Source organism: Kouleothrix sp. 19917, assembly GCF_057073505.1.
The window spans coordinates 8,474,667-8,499,255 of sequence record NZ_CP097099.1; the positions used below are offsets into that span (position 1 = coordinate 8,474,667).

The window sequence follows — 24,589 nt, forward strand, 5'->3', positions numbered from 1 at the left end:
CCGCCGCGCTATGACGATTGCTACCCCTGACCATACGCCCGAAGCCGCCTACCAGCAGCGCTGCGCCATGTTTGCCGCCCAGCGCGACCGCTATGCGCGCCGCAGCAGCCTGAACGCCAACGTCAGCTTGCTGCTGGTGGGCGCTGCCCTGGCCGTGCTGGTCGCGGCGCTGTGGCTGAATAGCGCCGCGCTGCTGGGCGCGGCCGGCCTGCTAGGGCTGGCATTCGTGGCTTCGTTCATCCACCACGGGCGGGTCGACGCGACCCTGCGGCGCTATGCCGAGCTGCTGAAAATCAACGAAGAAGGGCTGAGCCGCCTGCGCCGCGATTGGGACGCCCTGCCCCTGCCGCCGCCCGCCGAACCCCTGCCCGCGCTCGCCGCCGACCTCGATCTGCTGGGGCGGGCGTCGCTTGAGCAATTGCTTGGCACGCCCGCCATGCCCATCGGCCGGGCGACCCTGCGGGCGTGGCTGCTCCTTCCCGCCGCGCCTGCCGTGGCGCGCGCCCGCCAGCCCGCCGTTGCCGAGCTGGCCCCGCTGCACGATTTCCGCGATGGGCTGGCGCTGCGCGGGCGCTTGCTGGGCCGCGCCCAGGCCGGCTACGAGCAATTCCTCCGTTGGGCCGAACGCCCGCCCTACCTGCCCGCCCACGCATGGCTCGTGTGGGCCAGCCGCGCCGTGCCGCTGATCACGCTGGCGCTGGCGGCCTTGCAGTGGCTGGGCGTGCTGGCCGGGCCGTGGTGGCTGGCCGGCGTGGCCGTGGGCGTGGTGCTCACCGCCACGGCCGGCCGCGCCGTTGACGCGCTGCTCGACGAAGTGGCCGAGCGGCAGGAAATTTTCGCCACCTACGCGGCGCTTTTCGCGCAGATCAGCGATCAGCCCTTTGCCGCGCCGGCGCTGCGCGAGCTGCAAAACAGCCTTTCTGCTGGCAGCTTGCGCGCCGATGCACAGATGCGGCGGCTGGCGCGGATCATGGCGCTGGCCGATTTGCGCGGCTGGATGTTCTTCTACCCCATCCAGATCGCAACGCTGTGGAATGTGCATGTGCTCTGGCTGCTGGAACGCTGGCGGGCTGTGGCCGGCGCGCGCGCGCGCGACTGGCTGGCCGCGCTGGGCGACGCCGAGGCGCTGGCTGCCCTTGCCACGCTCGCGCACGACAACCCGGCCTGGGCCTTCCCCGCCCTGCTCGACGCCCGCGAAGGCGATGCACCCGTGCTGGCGGCGCAGGCCATGGGCCACCCACTGCTGCCGCCCGACCGCCGGGTTGTCAACGACGTGGCGCTTGGGCCGCCCAGCCGCCTTCTGATGGTGACCGGATCGAACATGTCGGGCAAATCGACGCTGTTGCGCGCCATTGGCCTGAACGTCGTGCTGGCGCAGTGCGGCGCACCTGTATGCGCCACGAATGTGCGCCTCGCCCCCGCCGAGCTTGCCACCAGCATGCGCGTGCAGGATTCGCTGGAAGCCGGCGTTTCCTACTTCATGGCCGAATTGCGCCGCCTGAAAGCAGTGATCGACGCAGCCGAGCGCGCCCGGGCAGAAGGATCGCGCACGCTGCTGTTTCTGCTCGACGAGATTCTGCACGGCACCAACAGCAGCGAGCGGCAGATTGCGGCGCGGCAGATCATTCTGCGGCTGCTGGCGTTGGGCGCAACCGGCGCGGTTTCCACCCACGACCTCGCGCTGGCCGACACGCCCGCGCTGGCGGCGGCGAGCGAGCTAGTGCATTTCACCGAGCAGTTTTCGCGCGGCCCCGAGGGCCCGGCCATGCAGTTCGACTACCGGCTGCGCCCTGGTATTGCCACCTCAACCAATGCCCTGGCCCTGATGGAAATGCTTGGCCTGGCAGCGGGCGATCTTTCTGACGAAGCATAAAGAAGCTGGCTACAGAGAGCACGGAGATCACCGAGCTTTCTTTTCTCAGTGATTTGTGTGTGCTGCGTGGCTGCTTCTTCAGAAGAACAAGGCTGCGAGCAGCGCGCATTTTTCGGGTAGTATAGAGGTGGTTTTTGCGCGCTTCGGTGCTGAAAAGGAGAGCGATCATGATTGCGCTGGTTGTTTCGATTGACGTAAAGCCCGGGCAGATTGACGACTTCATTGCGGCGACGCTGGCAAACGCGCGCGGCACGCGCACCGAGCCAGGCAACCTGCGCTTCGATGTGCTGCGCGGCGAAGACGACCCCAACCACATCACGCTCTACGAGGTCTACGTTTCGCCCGAGGCGCTGGCCGCGCACCGCGAAACGCCGCACTTCCAGGCGTGGGCCGCCGCGGCCGAGCCGATGATGGCCGCGCCGCGCACGCGCGTGCGCTCGCATGTACTCTTTTATGGCGATGCAGCAGCCGAATAATACAGCTGCTGCTGAAACCTTGGCGTCTTGGTGGTAATGTTAGAACGTTTCCCACAAAGCGCCTTTAATTGCGCCCTTCCTATCGCCCAGTGCACAGACCTGCGCGGCCAATGCTTCTGGCCAGGGCCAGCCGTGCTGCGCCGCAATGCTCGCGCACGCCGCCTGCGCCAGCCGCGCCGCCGCCGCAAACGCCCGCTCGATATCGGCGTCGCCGCGCACAAAGCAGGCTGCGAAGGCTGCATAGCGCGCCGGGCTCAGCGCTGTGTCGATGCCCTGCACCGCCGAGCTGTTGCGCCAGCGCCCGGTTGCGCCGGCCTCCAGCCGCAGCAGGGCCGCAAGCAGCGCCAGCATGATCGATGTGAGCTCGTGCTGGGCAAGCAGGCGCTGGCCGCGCACGACTTTGGCCCATGTGCGCAGCGCGTAGTACCAGAAATCGCCGCACACCTGCTCGAAGGCTCCCGCCGGGTCGGCCGGGCCAAGCGCCTGCCCAACGATCTGCGCCACCCCCGCGCTGATCGCGCCGCCGCTGCCGTCGTATAGGACCATATGCGCAACCGAAAGCGGCGCGCAGGGCCAGGTGCCAATCCGCTCGATCTCGCCAATCGGGTAGAAGTTGAAGTCGACCCGCAGCGGCAGCGGCGCAGCCTCGACCACCGCCCACGGCTTGCCCATCCCCGAAATGTAGGCCAGCAGCACCGGCGCGAACTGGCCCAGCCACTCCTTCCAGCCGCCCTCAAATGCTGCCGCGTCAGCATCGCGCAGAAACACAACCAGATCAACATCCGACCACTCGTCGCCACGCCCTTCGCTGGTCGAGCCATAATCGAGCACGCCGACAATGCGCGGGTCGGTGGTGGCGCTGGCGAGCAGGCGCGCAAGAAATTCGCCGCGCGTTGCGGGCATTATGGCACCGCCTCGATGACGAGAATCTGCTCAAGCGGTGGGTCGGGTGGCAGCGTAAGCACCAGCGTCAGCCCGCGATCGGACGAAACCGGCACGCCCAGGTCGAACGGCGTTGACTGGTTGGGCTGCAGGGTTGTGCCGCCGCTGGTGGTGGTGGCGTAGGAGATGCCCCGGCTGTCGCGAAAGGAAAACGCGCCGGGCGGGATCGTCAGCGCGCCGCTGGAGATGTTTGTGACAGTGCCGTTGATCTGCAGATGATCGCCGCTGCGCTTGACCTGGCCAACCTCGACGCGCGCGCGCGGCCCGGTGGCCACGGGTGTGAGCGCGGGCACGGCCTGTCCGCCCAGCAGGCGGTCGCGCAGGCTGGTGATCTGCTGCTGAATCGCGGGTGGCAGGCTGGGCAGGTTGACCTGCGGCAGCGGGAACGACGAATCGGGCGGGGCGTTCGGGTCGGTTGGGCGCGGGGCAAACTTCTGAATCAGCACCGGGTTATTCAGGCCGCCGCCCGCGCGCGTGCTGATGACAATGAGCAGCAGCGCGACGACTACGCCACCCAGCCACATCAGGGTTGTGTTTTGGTTTTCGCCCATTTGGGTGCTCCAACAATCGCTTTTGTGCATGATACCATTTCTTTTCGTGGCGCTGGCTGCTTGCTTGGGCCGCAGGCAGTACTCCTTTCAGAGCAGTTTGCGCGGGCCGCAGGCAGTACTGCCTTCGGAGCAGTTTGCGCGGGCCGCAGGCAGTACCCCCTTCAGAGCAGTTTGCTCAGGCCGCAGGGCCGTAGCCACTACTGTCTTCAGAGCAGTTTGCTCAGGCCGCAGGGCCGCAAGGGGCGGCGCCCGCCCCCTGCACCCCCGGCGCTGGGGCTTGCGCCCCAGACCCCAAATTTGATGCTGGTGTCAAAACGAATGTGTGGTGTGCATGCCTCCGTTATGCCTGCCGCAGGCAACGCAAGATCGAAGTTGTACTCTTTTGGGATGCTATATACACTCATACGTTTGGTCGTCCGATGCCTTGCTTCCATCTACAACGGAGCCATGATCACGGGCATCTCATATGCCGGCTGCGGGTCCAGGGACGCAGTCCCTGGTGCGGGTGCAGGGGTGGCAGAGCCCCTGCCGCACGCCGCGCAGGCGAGACCCCTCACTTCTGAAAGACCCGATTTCTCTATTTTTGATGACTTGCTTCCATATTGAAGTCTGTACCACTTTTAACGCTTGTTGCTCAGGCCGCAGGGCCGCAAGGGGCGGCGCCCGCCCCCTGCACCCCCAGCGCTGGGGCTTGCGCCCCAGACCCCGAATTTGATGTGGTTGGCTTGTTTGAAGTTTGGCCTGTCATGCCTCCGTTGTGCCATTAAGCCGGCAACGAACGATTAGAGAAGTACACAAATAGCGAAGCTTGTATTGCAATTCTCGTCTGATGCCTTGCTCCCATCCACAACGGAGGCATGACTGCAAACCACCTCGCCAGACGTCCACGCTCATTAGGGGGTTCGGGGCAAGGCCACGACCGGGGAGTGCAGAGGGCCGCGGCCGGCCCTTTGCCGCGGGGAACGGGGCCGCGCAGGCCCTGACAGTCTTCTCGCGGAGAACATGCGCACAGCCCTGCCGCACGCCGCGCAGGCCCAAAAAAAACACGCTCTACGAGCCTGTATGCATGGCTTTCCAATGCCTAGTGAAAAGCTTTTCTTGACAAACATCAAGGCATCGAATACACTACGCCGCACACCCAAACCCAGAGTTGAACTTAACTTGGATGGCCTCAGTGGCGAGCTTGCCCCATGTCACATCAGGGCGTTCTGATGCAACGTTTGATGTTAAAGGAGGTTGATCGGCTGATTCTGGCTATCGCACTCCCAGGCGTAGTGTAAACGAATGCCGCGAACCGAACGCGCAATGGCTGGCTGGCCCCCACCCCATGACGCGTAATGACCCTACCCGAAAACGCTCAGTACAGATTTCCCCTCATCATCTTTAAGGAGATACCATGAAACAGCGCGTAAGTTTCTTCCTGTTGGTCTCCATTATGGCTGGCCTGCTGGCCGCCTGTGGCGGCGGTGGCACCGCTGCAAGCCCGACGGCGGCCCCGGCTGCTGGCGGCGGCACGACCACCGAGGCCACGGCAGCCCCTGCGGCTGGCGCGGCGACAGCAGCCCCGGCAGCCAGTGGTGGCGGCGAAGGCGGCACGATCAAGATCGTCTCGTCGCTGCCGCGCACCGGCTCGTCGAAGGCGCAGTCCGACACGGTGGTGAACGCGATCAACCAGCGTCTGAAGCAGGATAACAACACCGCCTGCAACGGCAGCATCAAGATCACCTACGAGGACATGGACGACGCCACCGCCGCCGCCGGCAAGTGGGACCCGACCCAGGAAGCCAACAACGCGAACAAGGCCGCCGCCGACAACAGCGTGATGGTGTACATCGGCACCTTCAACTCGGGCGCGGCCAAGGTCTCGATCCCGATCCTCAACCAGGCTGGCCTGGTGATGATCAGCCCGGCCAACACCTACCCGGGCCTGACCAAGACGGCGGGCGCTGAGGCAGGCGAACCCGACAAGTACTACCCGAACGGCAAGCGCAACTACACCCGCGTGGTGCCGGCCGACGATATCCAGGGCTCGGCTGCGGCCAACTGGGCCAAGGATCTGGGTGTGAAGAGCGTCTACATTCTGCACGACACCGAGACCTACGGCAAGGGCATTGCCGACGTGTTCCGCGCCAAGGCCAAGGAACTCGGCTTCACCGAGGCGGGCTACGAGGGTATCGACAAGAAAGCCCAGGACTACAAGGCGCTTGGCACCAAGATCAAGAGCGCCAACCCCGACCTGGTCTACTTCGGTGGTATCACCCAGAACAACGCCGGCCTGCTGCTGAAAGACCTGCGCGCCGCTGGCTTCACCGGCAAGTTCATGGGCCCGGACGGCATCTATGAGGAAGCCTTCCTCGAGGCTGCCGGCGAGGCTTCCGAAGGCGCCTACATCACCTTCGGTGGCGTGCCCGGCCCGAAACTGACCGGCAAGGGCAAAGAGTGGTACGACGCCTACAAGGCCGCCTTCAACAGCGAGCCTGAGGTCTACGCGGTCTACGGCTACGAGGCCACCAACGTGGCGCTGGCCGCCATCAACAAGGTCTGCAAAGCCGACCGCGCGGCCATCCTCGACGCCGTGTTCCAGACCAAGGACTTCGACGGCGTGACCGGTAAGTTCAGCATTGACGCCAATGGCGACACCAGCCTCACCACCATGAGCGGTGTTCAGGTCAAGGGCGGCAAGTTCGACACCGAGAACACCGCAGTTCTGAAGTAACAAACGTGTAGGGACGCGACAAGCGCGGGGCAACAGCCCCGCGCTTGTCGCATCGGGCACCAGAATACGCACAACGTGAAGGAGTCCCCATGGCTACTACGGCGCAATCTGCTTCCCGCCCCGCAACCCAGAACCTTGGTCGCTGGATCGTTGGCGGGTTGCTGGGGCTGGTGTTGGCGCTGGTGCTGTTCCGCATCCTCAGCCAGGCGGTGCAGAACCCGGCCCTGCTTGCCCAACAGCTTATTACTGGCGTGTCGAAGGGCGCGATCCTGGCGATTATTGCGCTCGGCTATACCCTGGTGTACGGCATTATCGAGCTGATTAATTTTGCCCACGGCGATGTGTTTATGCTTGGCTCGTTCGCGGCGCTGATGCTGATCGGCTTAAGCGGCCTGAATCGCAATACGCCGCCGCTGGAGCGCGGCCTGCTGCTGTTTGTGATCCTGATCGTCGTGATGTGCTTCACGGCCTTTCTGAACTATAGCATCGAGCGAATTGCCTACCGGCGCCTCAGAAATGCGCCGCGCCTCGCGCCCCTGATCTCGGCGATCGGCGTTTCGTTTGTGCTGCAGAACCTGGGCCTGCTGTGGGGCAAGCTGCCCTGGCGGCGCGGCGACACTGGCGCGCTGTATGGCCTGTTTGTCTTTGTGGTGCTGTTTGCCATCGGCCTGTGGGGCATCGTGCAGCTCAACCGTCGCTTCCGCCCCGAGCGCGCAATCGCGCGGGTGGCGATGTGGGTGCTGCCGCTGATCGTGCTGACCGCCATCTCCGTCACGGCGCTGAATGCCACGCGCGATGCCGTGCTTGGCCCCGAAGGCAGCCCGGCGCGTGTTGAGCTGGAAGATCGCGCCAAGCACCCCAAGATCATGGGCTCCACCGACGTTGCGCCGAAAGACGTGCCGGCCGGCCTGGTTTCCACCGATAATCTGTTTGGCACCGATGCGCCGATCAGCCTGAGCTGGCTTGATATCGCGGTGGTGCTGGTGAGCGTGGCGCTGATGCTGAGCCTGTACCTGTTTGTGCAGCGTACCAGTGCCGGCAAGGCCATGCGCGCTACCGCCCAGGACCGCGATGCCGCCCGGCTGATGGGCATCGATGTCGACCGCACGATTTCGCTGGCCTTCCTGCTTGGCGGGGCGCTGGCCGGCGCGGCCGGCCTGATTGCCGCGATCTACACCACGCAGGTCGTGTTCGACCTGGGTTTCAAGGCTGGCCTGCTGTCGTTCACCTCGGCGGTGCTCGGCGGCATTGGCAATGTTGCGGGTGCAATGCTCGGCGGTTTCCTGATCGGCCTGATCCAAACGCTCTCCGACCAGTATCTGGCGACGCAGTGGACCAACGCCGTGATCTTCGGTATTCTGGTGGCCATCCTCGTCTTCCGCCCCACCGGCCTGCTCGGTGAGGATGTTGGACAGAAAGCATAGGTGGGCGATGAGTAAGATACGATTTGGCTTCTGGGCCGGTATCGCGGGCATCGCCACAATCATGATCGTCGGCGGGAAGACGATCTGGATGGTGTCGCTGATCATCGGCCTGATTATTGGCTTGCTTTCGGCCAACAACGACTCGATCAAATCGCCGCAGGAAGGCGCGCGCTTCGGCGCGATCAATGGTGCGGTGGCGGGCGCGCTGATGCTGGTGGGCCAGCTGCTGCGCAGCCTGTGGATCGACACTATTGCTGGCCAGCCAGTGCTCGACATTGGCATAGGCGCATTTGGCTCGGCGCTGGTGGCCGGCATCATCGCGATTGTGGTTACGGCGCTGGTGGCTTCGCTGCTGAGCGCGGGCCAGCATCTGCACGGTCTGCGGCGCACGCTCACTGTGGGCGCGATCGTTGGCGCGTTCCTCCTGTTCCTGCCGCAGATCGATCGCGGCCTGGGCCTGGCCTGGCTGGGCGACATTATCCCGATCATGATCTTCATCATCCTGGCGCTCGGCCTGAACATCGTGGTTGGCTACGCCGGCCTGCTCGACCTGGGCTACGCCGCGTTCTTTGCGATTGGCGCGTACACCGCCGGTATGCTCTCGTCCACCCATCTGTCGGGCCAGTTTGGCTCGAACTTCCAGCTTTCGTTCTGGCTGGTGATCTGGATCGCGGCAGCAGTTGCGGCTATATTTGGCGTCATTCTGGGCGCGCCAACGCTGCCACTGCGCGGCGACTACCTGGCGATTGTGACGCTGGGCTTTGGCGAAATCGTGCCGATCCTGTTCACCAACCTCGACGCGGTGGACTGGATCAAGACCGCGAATGGCGACCCGCTGAACCTGACCGGCGGCGACCCGGGCATCAGCGCGATTGCGCCGCCCTTCCTGCCGATTGTGAACAGCCTCGACGGCTCGCTGGCAATGTTCCTCCAGCTGCTTTCGTTTGTGCTGGTGGTGCTGGCCGCTGCCTACCTCGTGCGGCGCGTGCTGGACGATGATCGGCGCGCGGGCAAATCGACGACGCTGACCACCATCGTCGCCGTGCTGCTTGGCATCTTCCTGCTGTACGGCTTCTTCTACGGCACCAAGATCGGCGACGGCACACTGGCCATCCCCGGCACGGGCGGCGCAGGCCAGTTCCTGCCAACCGAGCGCACGCCCTGGTACTACCTGATCATTGTGATCTTCGGCTTCTCGATCTTCTTCATCAACCGTCTGCGCCGCTCGCGCCTGGGCCGCGCCTGGATGGCAATGCGCGAAGATGAGCTGGCCGCTGCGTCGATGGGCATCGACCTGGTGCGCACCAAGCTGCTGGCCTTCGCGCTGGGCGCGATGTTCTCGGGCTTCGGCGGCGCGTTCTATGGCGCCTACCTCGGCTCGATCACGCCGTCCAGCTTCCAGTTCGACAAGTCGGTGCTGATCCTGTGTATGGTCATCCTGGGCGGTCTGGGCAACATCCCCGGCGTCATCCTGGGCGGCCTGATCATTGTGTCGGCCGACATCTTCTTCCTCAATCGCCTGACCGACCTGCTGAAGCAGATCGCCTCGAACTCGAACAGCGCCGCGCTGGCCGATTTCAAAGCGTCGGACTACCGCCTGATGCTGTTTGGCATTGTGCTGGTGATTATGATGCTGGTGCGGCCCGAAGGCCTGGTGCCGAGCGCGCGCCGCCGCGCCGAGCTGCACGCCGACGACGAGGTGGCCAAGCAGGAAAACACGAGCGCATTCGATGTTGAGCATAACAACGCTCAGCTGAGCACGGAGTAACCATATGGCGCCTGTTCTTGAGGCTACTGGCATCACCAAGCGCTTTGGCGGCCTGGTTGCCGTGAATAACGTGGACTTCGTGATCGAGCGCGGTTCAATCAGCGGTTTGATCGGACCCAACGGCGCGGGTAAGACCACGTTCTTCAATATGATCACCGGCCTGTATACGCCAACCGAGGGCACGCTGCTGTTCGACGGCATGGTGCTGAATGGCCTGAAACCGCACCAGGTCACGGCGCTGGGCATTGGCCGCACGTTCCAGAACATTCGCTTGTTCGCAAACATGACTGCGCTGGAGAATGTGATGGTTGGCCAGCACCCGCGCATGCGCTCCGGCGTGTTTGGCACGCTCATCCGCTCCAAGGCTATGAGCGAGGAAGAAGAACGCGTGCGCAAGCGGGCGCTCGACCTGCTCGATTTTGTGGGCCTGGGCCGCAAGCGCGCCGAGGAAACCTCGAAAAACCTGCCCTACGGCGACCAGCGCCGGCTTGAGGTGGCGCGCGCGCTTGGCACCGACCCCAAGCTGCTGCTGCTCGACGAGCCGACCGCCGGCATGAACCCGGCCGAAACCGACGACCTGACCCGCCTGATCTTCCACCTGCGCAGCAACTACGAAAGCCCCGCGCGCAAGGAGAAGGGCCTCACAGTGCTGCTGATCGAGCACGACATGAAGGTCGTCATGGGCATTTCGGAAAAGGTCACCGTGCTCGACCACGGCGCGAAGATCAGCGAGGGTCTGCCTGGCGCCGTGCAAAGCGACCCGCAAGTGATCGAGGCCTACCTGGGCAAGGGCGCGGCGGCGCACGGCAAAACTGGCCGCAAGTCGGCTGCGACCTCGGCGATCAACTAGGCGTGGCGGTTGTGTTCATCCACAGATTACACAGATGAAGCAAATGCGCGTCTGTGGGTCTGTGTAATCTGCGAAATCTGTGGATAGATGAGGGTAATATGGCGCTTTTGGAACTCAACGACGTCCATACCTACTATGGCAATATCCACGCGCTCAAGGGCATCTCGATCACCGTCGAGAAGGGCGAGATCGTCACGCTGATCGGCTCGAACGGCGCGGGCAAAAGCACCACGCTGCGCACGATCTCGGGCATCACGCCGCCGCGCCAGGGCCAGGTTGTGCTCGAAGGCCAGCGCATCGACCAGATTCCTGCCCACAAGGTCGTGAACCTGGGCGTGCTTCAGTCGCCCGAGGGCCGGCGCATTTTCCCGCGCCTGAGCGTGCGCGAAAACCTTGAGATGGGCGCGTTCACGCGTACCGACAAGGAAAATATCGGGCCTGATATGGAGCGCGTGTTTGGCCTGTTCCCGCGACTGAAAGAGCGCGTGAGCCAGTACGGCGGCACGCTTTCGGGCGGTGAGCAGCAAATGCTGGCGATTGGCCGCGCGCTGATGGGCCGGCCCAAGGTGCTGCTGCTCGACGAGCCGTCGATGGGCCTCGCGCCCGTGCTGGTCGAGCAGATCTTCAATATCATCAAGGACATCAATGCGCAGGGCACGACCATCCTGCTGGTCGAGCAGAACGCCTTGATGGCGCTCGGCATTGCGCACCGCGGCTACGTGCTGCAAACCGGCCAGATCGTGCTGGCCGACTCGGCCAAGGCGCTCAGCGAAAACGAGACGGTGCAGAAAGCCTACCTCGGCATGGAGTAGGTAATTCCGACGGAAGACGAAGGACGGAGGACGAACGACCAATACGAGCTTGGCCGTTCGTCCTTCGTTTTTGCTGGCACCCATCCTCTTACGCTTCTGCCACCACCGGCAACTCCACCAGCCCGCGCAGCGGCGACCAGATCACCCACGCCGCCGAAAGCAGCAGCCCCACGCCAGCCACCACCAATGCCGCAAACAGCCCAATCTGCTCGGCCAGCGCGCCGCCAAGCACAAAGCCCACGGCCGCCGCGCCCCACGAAACAAAGCGCGAGCTGGCGGTGACGCGCCCGAGCATGTGCGCGGGCGTGCTGAGCTGGCGCAGGCTGGCGGCATTCACCACGTAGAGCGGCAGCCAGAAGCCCCAGAACGCCTGCACCAGCGCGAGCAGCGGCAGCGCCAGCGCGCCGGTTCGGCTGGCGAATGGGATGAGAATCGCCGCCACGCCCACAGCAATCGACTCGCCAATGACTGCGCGGCCCACGCCAATCCGCCGCGTGATCGGCCCGGTGCCGAGCGCGCCCAGCAGCCCGCCCACACTGCCCGCCGAAAAGATCAAGCCGATCTGCGCTGGCGAGAGGGCGATTTCGCGCGTGAGGTACAGGATGATGCAGGCCAGGTGCATGTTGATAAAGATATTCGCCGATGCCGAACACAGCGTCAGCGGGCGAATGTAGGGGTTGCGCAACACCGCGCCCAGCCCGGCGCGCAATTCGCGCCACAGCGATTCGCGGCTGGCGTTCGCGGTGCGGGCTGGCTCCTCGGGGTGCATCCACGCGAGCGCGCCCGCCGACACCAGAAACGACGCGGCATCGCCCAGCAGCGCGCCCGCCGCTGTTACCGCGCCCACCAGCCAGCCGGCCAGCCCTGGCCCGGCGATCTCAGCAACGGCGGCGCTGGTTTGCAGCTTGCTGTTGCTCGGCGCAAGCTCGCTGGCAGGCACCAGCGCGGGCAGAATCGCGGCGTAGGCGGCTTCAAAGAACAGATTGAGTGTGCCCATCACGAACGTGACCGCATACAGCACTGGCATGCTCAGCCAGCCGCCCCACGCCGCCACCGGCACCACTGCCAGCGCCAGCGCGCGCCCGAGGTCGGCCGCCAGCATCACCGGCCGGCGCGGCAACCGATCGACCCAGACGCCCGCCAGCAGGCCAAACAGCAGAAACGGCAGATACTGCGCGCTTTGCATAAGGCCCATCTGCACGGGCGTGGCGGCAAGCTGGGTTGCGGCGGCCAGCGGCAGCGCCAGCAGGGTGATATTCGAGCCGAACAGCGAGACCGTCTGCCCGAACCAGAGTTTGGCAAAATTGCGGTTGTGCCAGAATGCCGGAATCGCAAGCTGCATATCATGTCCTCGCGTAACCTGCTATAATAGAAATGCTGGTTACAGCATACGTCATAAGTCTATAACCTGTCAAATTCATTTTGATGGTTACGAGGTGATGTCATGAACATTCCGCCAGCCGTGCCCGAGGAACTGTGCCTGTCCTTTGCGAACACGGTTCACTGGCACGCCAGCGAGCACCCGCTGGAGATGGTGCGCTCATACGAAGAATTGCTGGCGTGGGAAAAAGAGGCGGGTCTGCTGAGTGCGCCCGACGCTGCGCAGCTTGCCGAGCTTGCCGCCGCGCAGCCCGATGCTGCCGCCGGTGTGTGGCGGCGCGCGGCAGCTCTGCGCGAGGCGTTCTACCGCGTGTTTGTCGCGCGGATTGGCGGGGAAGCGGCCGCGCCGGGCGACCTGGCGTTGCTGAATACCGAGCTGGCGGCGGCAATGGCGCACGCCGAGCTTCAGCCCGGCGCGGCCGGCTTTGCGTGGGGCTGGGCCAGCGCGCCGCGCCTGGAGCGCGTGCTGTGGCCGGTTGTGCGCTCGGCGGCGACGCTGCTGACCGACGGCGCGCTGCTTGAGCGCGTGGGCCAGTGCGCCGACGACCGGGGCTGCGGCTGGCTGTTTCTCGACCTGAGCAAGAACCGCAGCCGGCGCTGGTGCGACATCAACGATTGCGGCAACCGCGCCAAACAGCGCCGCCATAACGCCCGCCGCCGCGCCGGAATGTGAGCTTAGCGCGTATGCAGCTCGGCGGGCAGGTGCCCAATGTCGTTGAACGACTCCACAATGCGCAACCCATCGCCAAAGATGTGAATGATCGTCAGGCCGCAGTTGTGCGTGTTGAAGTTCAGCCAGCTTTCGATGGGCAGGCCCAACGCCCGGCACACGAACGAGCGGATGAGGTTGCCGTGGCACACCAGCAGCTCGCGGCGGTTGGCGCGGCCCGGCCGCTTGAAAAAGCGCTCGTAGGCGGCCAGCGATTGCGCGGCGCCGTGCTCGATTTCTTCGGGCTTGGTTTTGGTGAAGTAGTGGGCGAAGGCGGGCGGGATACATGGCACACACTCGCACAGCACCCGCGCCCGCTGCACCTCCGCGCCCGGCAGCTCGGCGGCAATGATCGCGGCAGTTTCTTCGGCGCGGCGCAGCGTGCTGCAATACACTGCATCGAACTGAATTGCGCGCAGGCGCTGCGCGATCTTGCGCGCCTGTTCGCGGCCCATCTCGGTCAGGCTGCCTTCGTGCGCGCTCCTGTCTTCGGTGTCGTACTGGCCGTGCCGAACCAGAAAAAGCGATCTGCGCAGCATCGTGCCCTCCATCGCAGCAGAATACCGCGCCATTATAGCCGAGCGCTCGCGCTTCTAAAATCAGTATTTTCCAGTAACCACCAAGGCATCAGGACACCAAGATTTTGGAGTATTCTACAGCAGTTGGCAGGATGCAGAAGGCATTTTCTGCTCCACAACGCGCTCTCGTCGTCACATACATGGTCCATCGTTCTGCAAACTGCTAGAATGCTCTCCGTGACTCTGTGCCCCTGTGGTAAGTATTCGTGGCGTCCGTATCTGAAAAGCATTGTTCCTAAAACGCTGCTGCCGCAACGTTCAGTGTCTACCGAGAATGTTCTCGGCAGACATGCGCGCAGGCGCAGTAGCTATAGGGAGATGCATCGTGGAAGAACTTTCGAAATCGTGGACCAGCGTGGGTTCGGCGGGGAGCCTGAACAATAGCGACCTCGCCAAAGTAACGATGAACCAGTCGATTGTGCAGCTGGGGACAGAGCTGATCCCAACGGCCGTGACGGAGAATATGTTTGCGCAGTTCGCCAGCGCCGTGGAAAGCCTGGGGCCGGCGATTCCCACCAACCACGCAGTGGTGCGCTACAACATCACTGCCACCGACGGCTTGTTTGCCGAGCATAGCTTTCGCTATCACCTGTACATCCGCTATCGTGGCCGGGTCGTTGCCGCGCTGATCGAGGTCGATCTGGAGACTGGCGCGGAAGTCGAGCGCATCCGCTTCGACAGCAGCCAGTTTCCATCTGCGCCTGGTTTTCAGGTTCAGGCGGCGTATGAAGGCGTGGACTCGACGGTGATGGATTTTGTGAACAAAGCCTATTATGTGCAGGCCACGCTGAGTGCGCCAGCCATCGTTGTGGGCCACCCGGCGGCGATTGCGATGGTGCGGGTATCCGCAAACCTCAATTTCCCCGGCTAGCGCGCCTTCAACGCAGGGTTTAGGGTCTGGGGAAGAGGGTTTGTACTCTGGAAAATAAGTTCTTGTATACGACGAGCACGCTTCCAGGAAGCTCATCTGAGTACCAGGTTGAAGGAGAACTGGCTTGATCTTCCTGGAAGCTGAGTACAAGGAAATTTATTTTCCAGATTTTTTAGCCATCACAATGCGGAAATCAGGAAATACTATCCGCGTTGCTTTCCTGACAATGCACAGCGCAGCAAGGGAGTCACAGAGCGCACCGAGGGTACTGAGTTTGGTTTTCTTGCTCAGTGCGCTCTGTGCGCTCTGTGGCTCTATCGTTTTGACTTTAACTATAATCTGCGTAATCTGTGTCATCTGTAGATTGTTTTCTCACACTCACCCAAGCGGCGCGCAACCGCTCACATAGGCCAGCAAGGGCGCGCCAGTCGGCCCGCTGCGAATGCCGGCATAGCCCGCCTCGGCGTCGAGCGTGGCGTACTCGGCAATGCTGGGAATTGAGCGCGAGCAGCTGGCGGCTGTGCTGTGAACGCACCGAGGTGTTTATGCCCGAAGCCATTGCCTGCGCTTTTCACCAGCGCTTTGCCACGCTCGACGCCGATTGGCGCACGTTTCCGCACGACTACCTGCTGTATGCCTCCAGCGGCGCGTTTCAGCTCGATGTCGACGACGCGACGTGGGCGCTGCCGCCGCACCGCGCCGCGCTGATCGCCGCCGGGACGCCGATCCGGGTGCAGTTGCTTGCGCCGGCAACATGCGCCTCGGTGCTGTATACGGCGGGCGCGCTGCCGGCGTTCGGCTTTTCGTGCCGCGTGTTTGCGGTGCCGCCGCTGGCGCGCGAAATGATCCAGCACGCCATGCGCTGGGGGCCGGCGCGCGACCCAAACGACATAACGGCGGATACGTTTTTCATGGCGCTGGCAAACGTGTGCCTGGAGCTGGCCGCCGCGCCGGCTGCGCTGTGGCTGCCGCGCGTGCGCTCGCGCGAGCTGAGCCGCGCGGTGGAATACGCGCTGGCGCGGCTCGATGCGCGGCTGCACATGCCCGATGTTGCGCGGGCCGCGGGCGTTTCCGAGCGCACGCTGGCGCGACGCTTTGCGAACGAGGCGGGCATGCCCTGGCGCGAGTTTCTGCTGCGCGCCCGCATGCTTCGGGCGATGGAGCTGCTGGCCGGCAGTGGGCCGGCGCTGGCCGAGGTGGCATACAGCGCAGGATTTGAAAGCGTCAGCGCGTTCAGCACGGCCTTCCGGCGCTTCAGCGGCGAAACGCCGGCCAGCTACCGGCGGCGCGTGGCTGGTGCGCCTTCGGCGCAGGGGTTGGGGGATGGGAGATAGCGCATGGAGAGGAAATACGACGCACTACGCACTACAAACAAGCGCGTAGTGCGTCGTGCGTAACGTGTCTATGGCTTCTGCGCCCCAATGCCTGAAAACTGCAATCTTCGTGTCTTCATGCCTTTGTGGCAAACAGGTTTCCCCTACTTCGCCCACTCGGGGAAAGCTTCTTCGCCGCTGGTGTGGAAGAAGCGCACGCCGCCCGGCGCGACCAGCAGCCACTCGGCCGGCGCGCTGCCGGTGTTGCTGACTTGGTGAGGCGTGCTGGCCGGCACAATTGCGGTGTCGCCGGCGGCCAGTTCCACTCCTTCGCCCCCTACCGTCAGGGTAACGTTGCCGCTGAGCAGCACCAGCGCTTCTTCCTGATCGTGAGTGTGGGCGGGGTTGCCGCCACCCGGCTGCACGCGCTGGCGCACAATGCTGATTGTGCTCGCGCCGTGGCTTGGCGTGGCGACGGCGGCAGACTCGTTGCCGCCCGGGGTGGGAATACGGTTCAGGTCGGCATATCGGCGGATAATCATGGCTGTGCTCCTTTCGCCCGCCACTCTGGCGGTGAAGAAAGCATAGCCCGGGCGGGCGCTGCTGTCTTGCGCGATTCTGCCAGCTTTGTGCGCCACGCTGCCACACTTTCTTGGCATGGGCAGGCAAGCCTTGACGCGACCGGGCCGCTATGCTATGCTACAAGAGAATTAGTTCAAACTATTTTGAACGATTATGCATCAGCCCCCGCCTCATATCTTCAAACTTCTGGGCCACGACCTGCGCTGGCAGATGGTGCGCGCGCTGGCGCGTGGCGATTGCCGGGTGGGCGATCTCAGCAGCGCACTGGCCCAGCCCGCAAACGTACTTTCCTACCACATGGGGCAGCTGCGCGCCGCCGCGCTGGTGCGCGAGCGCCGCAGCGACGCCGACGGCCGCGACTGCTACTATCAGCTCGATCTTGTTTGCCTGCGCGAGCAGATGCGCGTGGCTGGGCTTGCGCTGCACCCGGCCTTGCTGGGCGAATCGGCACGCGCAGCAGGCAGCGCTCGCCAGCAGCAGGTGCTGTTTCTGTGTACACACAACAGTGCGCGCTCGCAAATGGCCGAAGCACTGCTGCGCGCCAGGGCTGGCTTTGGCGCATGCAGCGCGGGCAGCCAGCCTGCCGAACTGCACCCGGCCGCGCAGCGCGCGCTTGAGCGCGCCGGCCTGAGCACGGCGGGCCTGCGCGCAAAGCACCACAGCGAGTTTGCCGGCCAGTTGTTTGATTACGTGGTGACGGTGTGCGACCGGGTGCGCGAGCAGTGCCCGTCCTTCGCTGGCGGGGTAAGGTACCTGCACTGGAGCATTGCCGACCCTGCGGCGCAGGGTGATGACCAGGCCTTTGATCGCACGCTGCGCGAGCTGGCAGCGCGGATCGCGAATTTTGCAGCAATGGTAGATTGGGAGGAATAGCATGAAACAACGTGCCCTGATCCTGTGCACGGCGAATTCGGCCCGCTCGCAGATGGCCGAAGGCTTGCTGCGCGAGCTGGCGAGCGACCGCTTCGCGGTGTTTAGCGCCGGCACGCGCGCCACGCAGGTTAACCCTTTTGCAGTTCAGGCCATGCAGCTGCGCGGCATCGACATCAGTGGCCAGCGCTCGAAGGCGCTGACCGAGTACCTGGCCGAGCCGTTTGATTATGTGATCACAGTGTGCGACAACGCCGCCGAGAACTGCCCGCTCTTCCCCGGCCCGGCCGAGCGCATCCACTGGGGCTTCCCCGACCCGGCCGCCGCCGAGGGCGGCGATGCCGAGCGCCTGGCGGCATTTGTAACCGTGCGCGACGCGATCGAGGCACGCCTGCGCGAGTGGCTGGCCGCGTAGGGAATAGCGCAAATGAACTGACGGACGCCGCCTCGGCACTACGCTGAGACGGCGTCCGTGTTTGTTTCATCGTTTCGATACGCGGCTGCGCCAGGGGCACACTTTGCGTGCAGGGTGCTGATATGGCTTTGCGCGAGCCCTGTCTATAGAGAAGCAAGCTTTTGATTGGCGCGGCACGTGTGCGTTGGCTTGCGCGTTTGGCCGCAATGGGCGTAATAGTTTACTCCCTCGTGTCTGCGTGTCTCTTGTTTCCGTGGTGAATTTCCACCAGCGTCACTCGGAAAGAAACGCGAACTCTGCCACCGGCACCGCGCCGTGCCGCACCGCCACGGTGACACACATGCCGCCGCTGGTGCTGCGAACCGAAATCGTCGCGCTATCGCCTTCGCGCAGCGGCAGCGAGCCGGCCCGAACGGCGGCAATCCGCGTGTTCGTGGCAAGCAGGCGACCGCGTACGATTGGGTCGCGTGGGTGTTCCCAGCCAAGCACAAGCTGCGTGCCACTGGCTCTGGCGACAATGAACTGGCAGGCAAAGGGGTCGTGCCCCGTGCCGAAATCGGCGTGCGTGGTGTCGGTGAGGGCAAACAGCGCCCCGCTAATGCGGTCGCCCGCGCTAACTGCCAGCTCATCAATCTGCTGCCTGCCATCGGAAATATAATCCACAAAGGCGTGCGTGTCGATCAGCTGCTTGCGGGCGGGCGGCGCGGCATCGCCTGGCTGGGCAAACAGGCGCAGCGCGACCGTGCCGGGCTGGCGTGCTTCATTGCCAAACGCAAAATCGACATGCTGGCCAGCGGCAAGCTGAACGCGCTCGTTCCAGCGCACAATCTCATATGCGTTGCGCGTGCCATGCCTGCCAGCTGGCGCGCTGAACCAGTATTGCCCTGCGCCTGCGCCACTGACTGGCTGCCACATGGCCTTGAAAAGGTAGCTGCCCTGCGCTGGCGCAGTGAAGCGCACAACGGTGCAGGGCTGCTCGCCGCCGCCCGACGTGAGCAGAATATCTTCGGGCTGGAAGCGCCACTGACCAGGCAGAAAGGTATCGCCCTGGCGGCCAAGCGCGATGCTGCCGCCCGCAGGGTAAGTATTGAGGTCGACGCGGTTTGTGCTGGTGGCGTTTAACCATGTGGTGCGAAAGATTGTGGTCTGTGAAGTATCGAGCAGCGCGAATGTGCCGGCTGCTGTGCCCCAGCCATACGACCAGGGCGGTGCTGGGTTTGCTGTAAGCTGGGCGAGGATGGGTGCAATGGCAAAACCTTCGTCGCTGCCCGCGCATGCCACGAACTGGGCTGAATGCATGTCTCTTTCCTCACCAGCAAGGCTTTTGTTCAGATGCGGCGACACGTGTGGGGAACACATCGGGTGCTGCACCACAAAGCCCCGCCCGAGCAAGCGGGGCTTTGTGGTGCGCTAGGCGCGGGCGTTAGCGGCGGCGCATCAGCGCAAAGGCCGCAAGTGCCACCACCACCACACCAATCACCACCAGCAGAAGCGGGTTCGAGAACAAGCCACTCGCGGGGGCAGGAGGCTGTTCGGCCGCCGGTGCGGGTGCCGACGCAGCCGGAGCTGCGGTTGCTTCGGCAGGCGGTGCCGCCGTTGCGGCCTGCGCAACAGCCGTGGCCGGGACGGCAGTGGGCTCAGCGGTTGGCGCTTCGGTCGCCACAGCAGCTTCGGTTGGTGCCGCAGTCGCCTCGGTAACCGCAGCCGCAATCACCGTTTCAGGCTCAAGCATTGCGGGCGGCGCAACCAGGTCGGCAGCTGCAGGCTCAGCCTTAATATCTTCGCTGACGACTGCCGCGCTTTGCGCGAAGGTTTCATCGCCGGTTGCGGCCACATCGTAGGTGCAGGTGTAAAGCGCAAACCCGCCGTCTACCGCCACTTCCTTGCATACCTCGACGGCTTTCTGAATCGCCTGCGGCTCGATATCGTTGAGTGTGAGCTGGTCGCCTTCAGCCTGGCTGGCCGGCGACGAAACACTCATAGCGAAGAAAAAGTGTGATTCATTCGCTGTTTTGGTCTCGTTCATAGCCACCGGCTTGCTGAACAGCGATTCTGCGGCCGGCACACGCCAGCTGTCGCCGAATTTCTTGAAATCTGCCGCCGCAACCGGCTTGTGGTCTTTGGTAAATGCCAGCGGGAGGGCTGTGGCTTCGCCGCGAACCTGCACGTCGTTCTTCGAGTCTTTGTCGAGGTTCCCGATCAGCCCCTCGTAGGTCAGCGTGCCATTCAGCCGGGCGACGCCAATATCAAAGCTCCTCGTCCCATCCACAATCACGCGGGCGGCAGTGCTGCCATCGGGCCAGGCGATGACGAAACGCCCTTTTTCCTTACACGGGATGATGCGGCCGCCGCCCGGAAGATCGAGATTGCTGGCAGGCAGATCGGCTGGCTTGCCATTGATCAGGAAGCTGAACTGCGGCTTCATGTAGAATTCAAGCTTGTCGCCACCAACCGAGAGTGCCACAGCGGTGTTGATGGTGACATTGCGGTTCGTTGGCGATACCTCCTGCCGCGCCTGCACCACGACATCGCCCGAAGTGGAGCGCGTGAGGATGAACTCGCCCGCTTCCTGGAAATCGTACCCCAGCAAATCAGGTGTCTTGATGTGGACATCGCCAAAGCTGTTTACCGGAATGGTCACGCACTTGTCGATCAGCGGCGCGCTGGGCGTGGGTGTTGCGACTGGTATCTGCTCAATCACCTCTTTGGGCAGGGCCTTGTCGTAGAAGCGGACATCGTCCATGGCACCTTTGAACCATTGCGGGTCGCCAGCGTTGTGCCGCCCGAACCGAAACATGGAACCGTCGAAGCCGCTGTTCGTGGGGTAGGGCTGTTCTGCCACCAGCTGCATTGGCTCGGTTTCGGTGCCGAGGTACAGTTGCATGCTGTCGCCGTAGGTCACAAAGGCGTGGTACCACTTGCCCGTTTCGATTTTGCGGCCTGTGTCCCAGAAGCCGTTGTGATACTGAACGTCGAGGCTGCCGTCACGCGGGGTGTCATTTTGATTGTTCGGGTCGTCGTAGCCGATGATCAGCGAGTGGCCGTACTTTCCACTTTCGTCGCTGTCCACGAGCGAGTGTTCACCAGAGGTGTCGTCGGCGCGAAACCAGACCGAGAAGGTAAGCGGTTTGATGTTGCTGTTTTCATTGGTCTGAATGTAGTCGTCCACGCCATCGAAGAGCATGGCGCCATTTGGGTTGCCAAATCGGTCTGTCGTGGTTTGCGGGTTGCCAAAAGCCTGGCCGTCCGCAGTTTTCTTGCTGGCGTCGGGCACGCTGTCATCGACCTTGCCATTGTCGAGCGAGTAGATCGAGATCGGCTCGAAGCCTGGCGGATCGCCCTGCGCAAAGGCTGGTGAGGCCGACATGAGAACGAAGTTCAGGAGCAAAAATCCTGACGCGAGGGCTGCGGCGATGCGTTTCATGGTAGAACAACCTCCTGATGCATGATGTACGTTGCTGATAAACGACCTTCCCCCCGACCACTACAGCGAACCCAACTGGCACGCTTCGCGATGGCAATGTCGAGCTTTACATACGCTTCCCTTCTCGGCTGGTGGCGAAACCGCCACGGCATGTGCTGATAGCTGGCGTCCAGAAGGCTTCGCCCCTGTGCCCCGAAGCCAGGCTTGTCCCTGCGCGCCTGCCCCAACTATCGGATGCGCAGACAATATCACGCAGGGCGCTTCCAAAACGCTTCCAACTTTCTGCTTGCCCAAAGAGCGAAGATCGGCCACGCTTGTGGAGGGCATGCATGGCTTCTCAGCACGCGCGCGAGTCGAGTTGATCAGCACTCTGGAAAATAAATTTCCTTGTACTCAGCTTCCAGGAAGCTCAAGCCAGTTTTCCTTCAATCTGATAACCCGCTTAGCTTCCTGGAAGCTTGCCCGTTGTAAAAAAGAACTTTCTTTCCAGAGTAATCAGTGCGCGAGTCGATGTGCAGCGTGCGCGAGTTGGGTTGAGCAGTGCTGCCTCCTGAATCCTGACTCCTCTCATCGGTGTATAATTTCGGCACCGACAGACGCAATGTGGAAGATGGCAGTGGGCCAGGAGGGCGCGTGGCCAACGTGTGGCAGTGGTGGGCAGCGGCGTGTGCAGCAGCGTTGAGAAGGAGAGAACAATGGCAGCAGTGAGATTTGGCGCGATCGTGCTTCTGCAAAATACCGCATCCGGCACCTACCTCGACACCTACGGATGGGTGGCGAACAGCCCCGCCTTCTGGAACGTTGCCGGCACCGAGCGCATCTTTGTTTCAACCTATGCCGAGAAAGATCGCGGCGGTGGAACGACAAGCTGGCAGATCATTTCGGCCGAGGGGAAAAAGGAAGGTGCGCCGCTTTGCATTGGCGATCGAGTGCACCTGCGCAACATGTACTCCGACGCTGGCTACCTCGATTGCTGCGGGTGGGTGGAAGACCTGGGGCCGTTTCGCGATCAGGAGTTTGCGCAAGGCCAGGGCAACGAGCGAATTGTGCGCTGCGGCGTGTTTACCTCGGGCGCGGCCAACCGCGATAATGGCACCGGCATCTGGGTCATTTGGTCACCGCACAAACCTGTGGGCGCGCCGCTTCAGGAAAACGACGCGATTGCGCTGGTGAATGCCTACCCCGCCAACAACCAACCCACCGATAGCGCGCACGCCGAAACTGGCTGGCTGGTTGCCTATGGTGATGTCAATTCAATTGGCGCGTTCAGTGACTTCAAGGAGCGCCAGGAGCTGGTGTTTACCAGCACCAATGCCGGTGTTCAGCAGGCATATGGCATCTGGGAGATCATGCTCAGCCCAGCCTTTCTCACGAATGGCGCCGACACCGCGTGGTTCGATCTGTCGCGCCCGGAAACGCTGAAGGGCCGCACCCGCAGTATGCAGAGCGTCAGCAACTTAACCCGGTTTCTGCTGGTGGATGCGCTGCGGGCAATCAGCGGCATTGATATCGAAGCGCCAGGCAACACGGAATTGCTGAGCGAGCTGCTGGAAAGTGAAGCGGCAGACGACGGCCGGCCGAGCAGCGCAGGTGCCGCGCAGGGCTCCCTGCAAGAAAAGAATCAGCAGCTGCTCGGCAAGCTTTTGCGCGCAAAAACCGAAGAAGAAAAGAACGATCCAGAGATCCTCGACTACGATTTTCAGGTCACACAGCTTTGGAACCTGCTGGCATTCAGCAAGGCGCTGCAATTGTTCGATAAGAACACGCTGCAGGTGCTGATGCAGCAGGTGCTGGACACAAGCCAGCGGAAGAAAGAATTGCCGCCGCTTGATTTGATTCGAAGCTGCTTTCGCGCAATTGCAAGCGATCACGAGCTGATTCAGCGCGCAACCATGCAGCGGCGCTGGAGCCATTCGCAGGGCGGGTTTTCGCAAAGCTCGCTGGCGGGCGACCTTGTGATCATGGATAAGCTCGCCACCAAAGCGGTTGCGCCCTTTCAGCATCTGCTCACGAATACGGCCGATACCCTGGCGGTTATTACCTACTTCAGCGAAGATACGTATATTCACCATATGCCCTACACCGACCAGTGTATTCTGGTTGGCATTAATTACGACCGTATTTCGCCGGGCGACACATTTGCCGACGATGCGCCAGAAACTGCGCCTGCCGACGCCAGCTCGCTCACCGAAAGCAATTTCGCCTCGTTTGAACTGCTGGCGATTCCGCATGAGGTCGGCCACTACATTTACCAGCATGGCAGCATTGGTGACAAACCAATTGCGCAGATCAGCGAGCGATTTCGCAACAAACCCTATTACTGGTGGTGCGAAGAGGTTTTTGCCGATGTGTATGGCTGCATTATCGCTGGGCCACTGTCGGTGTTTAGCATGCAGGCATTTCTTGAATCGGGCGATAAGCAGCGCGCCTGGAACGAAGATAACGAACACCCAACGCCGCGCCTGCGCCCGTATATTCTTTCCGAAACCTTGCGCATCCTTGGCGAGCTCGACCCGCAGTACCAGTTTGCCGACGTGCCCGATATGCTTGATGAAAAATGGACGGCGCGGCTGGAGAGCTGGGGCACCATTCGTGTCGATGCTGGCACCGGGCGGCCGGCGCGCCTGTACCTGCCCGATGCTTCTTCCACGCAGCTCGAGCAGATCGTCAATGTCGACCGGGTGCTGAAAAGTATTCGCGAGATGATTCGGACGTTTGCGGGCCTTTTGCTCGGTTCGCTTCAGGCGAGCGGCGGGCCAGCGGCGCACGGTATTCCCTGGCACAGCGGCAGCAGCGCAGAAGTAACCGAGCCAGCAGCCCGCTCCACCGTGCAGCACTACGCCCGCGAAATGGCGCTTCTGACTGGCATGGCAAAATCGCACGAAGCTGTGCAGCCTGCGGTGTTGCTTGCTTCTGCGCCGGGCATTGCGGCGGCTGCAACCGATGATGCCGAGCAGGCCGAAGCGCGTTTGCAGGCGTATTTGCGGATCTGGGGCGACAATGGGCCAATCGGCACTGGCGGCCACCCCTAAGGC

General features: G+C 63.1%; 20 protein-coding genes. 13 read left to right on the top strand and 7 right to left on the bottom strand.

Annotation, left to right across the window (positions count from 1 at the left end; translation table 11 throughout):
* The first annotated feature begins 10 nt into the window (after positions 1–10).
* Positions 11–1,873, top strand: coding sequence for a MutS-related protein (locus M1P90_RS34215; protein ID WP_483700387.1), 1,863 nt, complete (start codon positions 11–13; stop codon positions 1,871–1,873).
* 167 nt (positions 1,874–2,040) lie between these two features.
* Positions 2,041–2,349, top strand: coding sequence for a putative quinol monooxygenase (locus M1P90_RS34220; RefSeq protein WP_483700389.1), 309 nt, complete (start codon positions 2,041–2,043; stop codon positions 2,347–2,349).
* Between the two features lie 39 nt (positions 2,350–2,388).
* Here the strand turns inward: M1P90_RS34220 and M1P90_RS34225 are convergent, their stop codons facing one another.
* Positions 2,389–3,252 (bottom strand): hypothetical protein, encoded by an 864-nt coding sequence (locus M1P90_RS34225; RefSeq protein WP_483700390.1) that lies wholly within the window; start codon positions 3,250–3,252, stop codon positions 2,389–2,391.
* Positions 3,252–3,842, bottom strand: a complete 591-nt coding sequence (locus tag M1P90_RS34230) for a hypothetical protein (protein ID WP_483700391.1) — start codon at positions 3,840–3,842, stop codon at positions 3,252–3,254. The genes M1P90_RS34225 and M1P90_RS34230 overlap by 1 nt, the downstream gene beginning before the upstream one ends.
* Positions 3,843–5,238: 1,396 nt before the next feature.
* Here M1P90_RS34230 and M1P90_RS34235 point away from each other — a divergent pair.
* The 5 genes from M1P90_RS34235 (at position 5,239) to M1P90_RS34255 (ending at position 11,412) form a co-directional block, all read left to right on the top strand.
* Complete coding sequence (locus tag M1P90_RS34235; RefSeq protein ID WP_483700392.1) at positions 5,239–6,558, top strand: branched-chain amino acid ABC transporter substrate-binding protein; 1,320 nt, start codon at positions 5,239–5,241, stop codon at positions 6,556–6,558.
* An 89-nt stretch (positions 6,559–6,647) separates the two neighbouring features.
* Positions 6,648–7,982, top strand: coding sequence for a branched-chain amino acid ABC transporter permease (locus M1P90_RS34240; RefSeq protein ID WP_483700394.1), 1,335 nt, complete (start codon positions 6,648–6,650; stop codon positions 7,980–7,982).
* A 7-nt stretch (positions 7,983–7,989) separates the two neighbouring features.
* Positions 7,990–9,750 carry a branched-chain amino acid ABC transporter permease gene (locus M1P90_RS34245; RefSeq protein ID WP_483700396.1) on the top strand — a complete coding sequence of 587 codons (1,761 nt, stop codon included), beginning with the start codon at positions 7,990–7,992 and terminating at the stop codon, positions 9,748–9,750.
* Between the two features lie 4 nt (positions 9,751–9,754).
* Positions 9,755–10,600, top strand: a complete 846-nt coding sequence (locus tag M1P90_RS34250) for an ABC transporter ATP-binding protein (RefSeq protein WP_483700397.1) — start codon at positions 9,755–9,757, stop codon at positions 10,598–10,600.
* Positions 10,601–10,698: 98 nt separating this feature from the next.
* Complete coding sequence (locus M1P90_RS34255; RefSeq protein WP_483700398.1) at positions 10,699–11,412, top strand: ABC transporter ATP-binding protein; 714 nt, start codon at positions 10,699–10,701, stop codon at positions 11,410–11,412.
* Between the two features lie 88 nt (positions 11,413–11,500).
* Here M1P90_RS34255 and M1P90_RS34260 read toward each other — a convergent pair whose 3' ends face one another.
* Positions 11,501–12,754 (bottom strand): MFS transporter, encoded by a 1,254-nt coding sequence (locus M1P90_RS34260; RefSeq protein WP_483700399.1) that lies wholly within the window; start codon positions 12,752–12,754, stop codon positions 11,501–11,503.
* 102 nt (positions 12,755–12,856) lie between these two features.
* Between M1P90_RS34260 and M1P90_RS34265 the strand changes: the two genes are divergently transcribed.
* Entirely contained in the window at positions 12,857–13,465 is a 609-nt protein-coding gene (locus M1P90_RS34265) for a CGNR zinc finger domain-containing protein (protein ID WP_483700401.1), read from the top strand.
* A gap of 2 nt (positions 13,466–13,467) precedes the next feature.
* Here the strand turns inward: M1P90_RS34265 and M1P90_RS34270 are convergent, their stop codons facing one another.
* A complete protein-coding gene (locus M1P90_RS34270; RefSeq protein ID WP_483700402.1) occupies positions 13,468–14,040 on the bottom strand; it encodes a histidine phosphatase family protein in 573 nt (190 codons plus the stop codon).
* Positions 14,041–14,404: 364 nt separating this feature from the next.
* Between M1P90_RS34270 and M1P90_RS34275 the strand changes: the two genes are divergently transcribed.
* Together M1P90_RS34275 and M1P90_RS34280 are read left to right on the top strand one after the other, a co-directional pair.
* Positions 14,405–14,950, top strand: coding sequence for a hypothetical protein (locus M1P90_RS34275; protein WP_483700403.1), 546 nt, complete (start codon positions 14,405–14,407; stop codon positions 14,948–14,950).
* 545 nt (positions 14,951–15,495) lie between these two features.
* Complete coding sequence (locus tag M1P90_RS34280; RefSeq protein WP_483700404.1) at positions 15,496–16,284, top strand: helix-turn-helix domain-containing protein; 789 nt, start codon at positions 15,496–15,498, stop codon at positions 16,282–16,284.
* Between the two features lie 143 nt (positions 16,285–16,427).
* Here the strand turns inward: M1P90_RS34280 and M1P90_RS34285 are convergent, their stop codons facing one another.
* Positions 16,428–16,805 (bottom strand): cupin domain-containing protein, encoded by a 378-nt coding sequence (locus M1P90_RS34285; protein WP_483700406.1) that lies wholly within the window; start codon positions 16,803–16,805, stop codon positions 16,428–16,430.
* 193 nt (positions 16,806–16,998) lie between these two features.
* Between M1P90_RS34285 and M1P90_RS34290 the strand changes: the two genes are divergently transcribed.
* Positions 16,999–17,718, top strand: a complete 720-nt coding sequence (locus M1P90_RS34290; RefSeq protein ID WP_483700407.1) for an arsenate reductase/protein-tyrosine-phosphatase family protein — start codon at positions 16,999–17,001, stop codon at positions 17,716–17,718.
* A gap of 1 nt (position 17,719) precedes the next feature.
* The gene (locus M1P90_RS34295) at positions 17,720–18,130 is read left to right on the top strand and encodes an arsenate reductase ArsC (protein ID WP_483700408.1); all 411 of its coding nucleotides are present in this window, start codon (positions 17,720–17,722) and stop codon (positions 18,128–18,130) included.
* A 273-nt stretch (positions 18,131–18,403) separates the two neighbouring features.
* Here the strand turns inward: M1P90_RS34295 and M1P90_RS34300 are convergent, their stop codons facing one another.
* Together M1P90_RS34300 and M1P90_RS34305 are read right to left on the bottom strand one after the other, a co-directional pair.
* On the bottom strand, positions 18,404–19,429 hold the full coding sequence (locus M1P90_RS34300) for a hypothetical protein (protein WP_483700409.1): 1,026 nt from the start codon (positions 19,427–19,429) through the stop codon (positions 18,404–18,406).
* Positions 19,430–19,553: 124 nt separating this feature from the next.
* Positions 19,554–21,554 (bottom strand): LamG-like jellyroll fold domain-containing protein, encoded by a 2,001-nt coding sequence (locus tag M1P90_RS34305; protein ID WP_483700411.1) that lies wholly within the window; start codon positions 21,552–21,554, stop codon positions 19,554–19,556.
* A gap of 695 nt (positions 21,555–22,249) precedes the next feature.
* On the opposite strand from M1P90_RS34305, the gene M1P90_RS34310 reads away from it, so the two are divergent.
* The gene (locus tag M1P90_RS34310) at positions 22,250–24,586 is read left to right on the top strand and encodes a hypothetical protein (RefSeq protein ID WP_483700413.1); all 2,337 of its coding nucleotides are present in this window, start codon (positions 22,250–22,252) and stop codon (positions 24,584–24,586) included.
* Positions 24,587–24,589 lie beyond the last annotated feature (3 nt).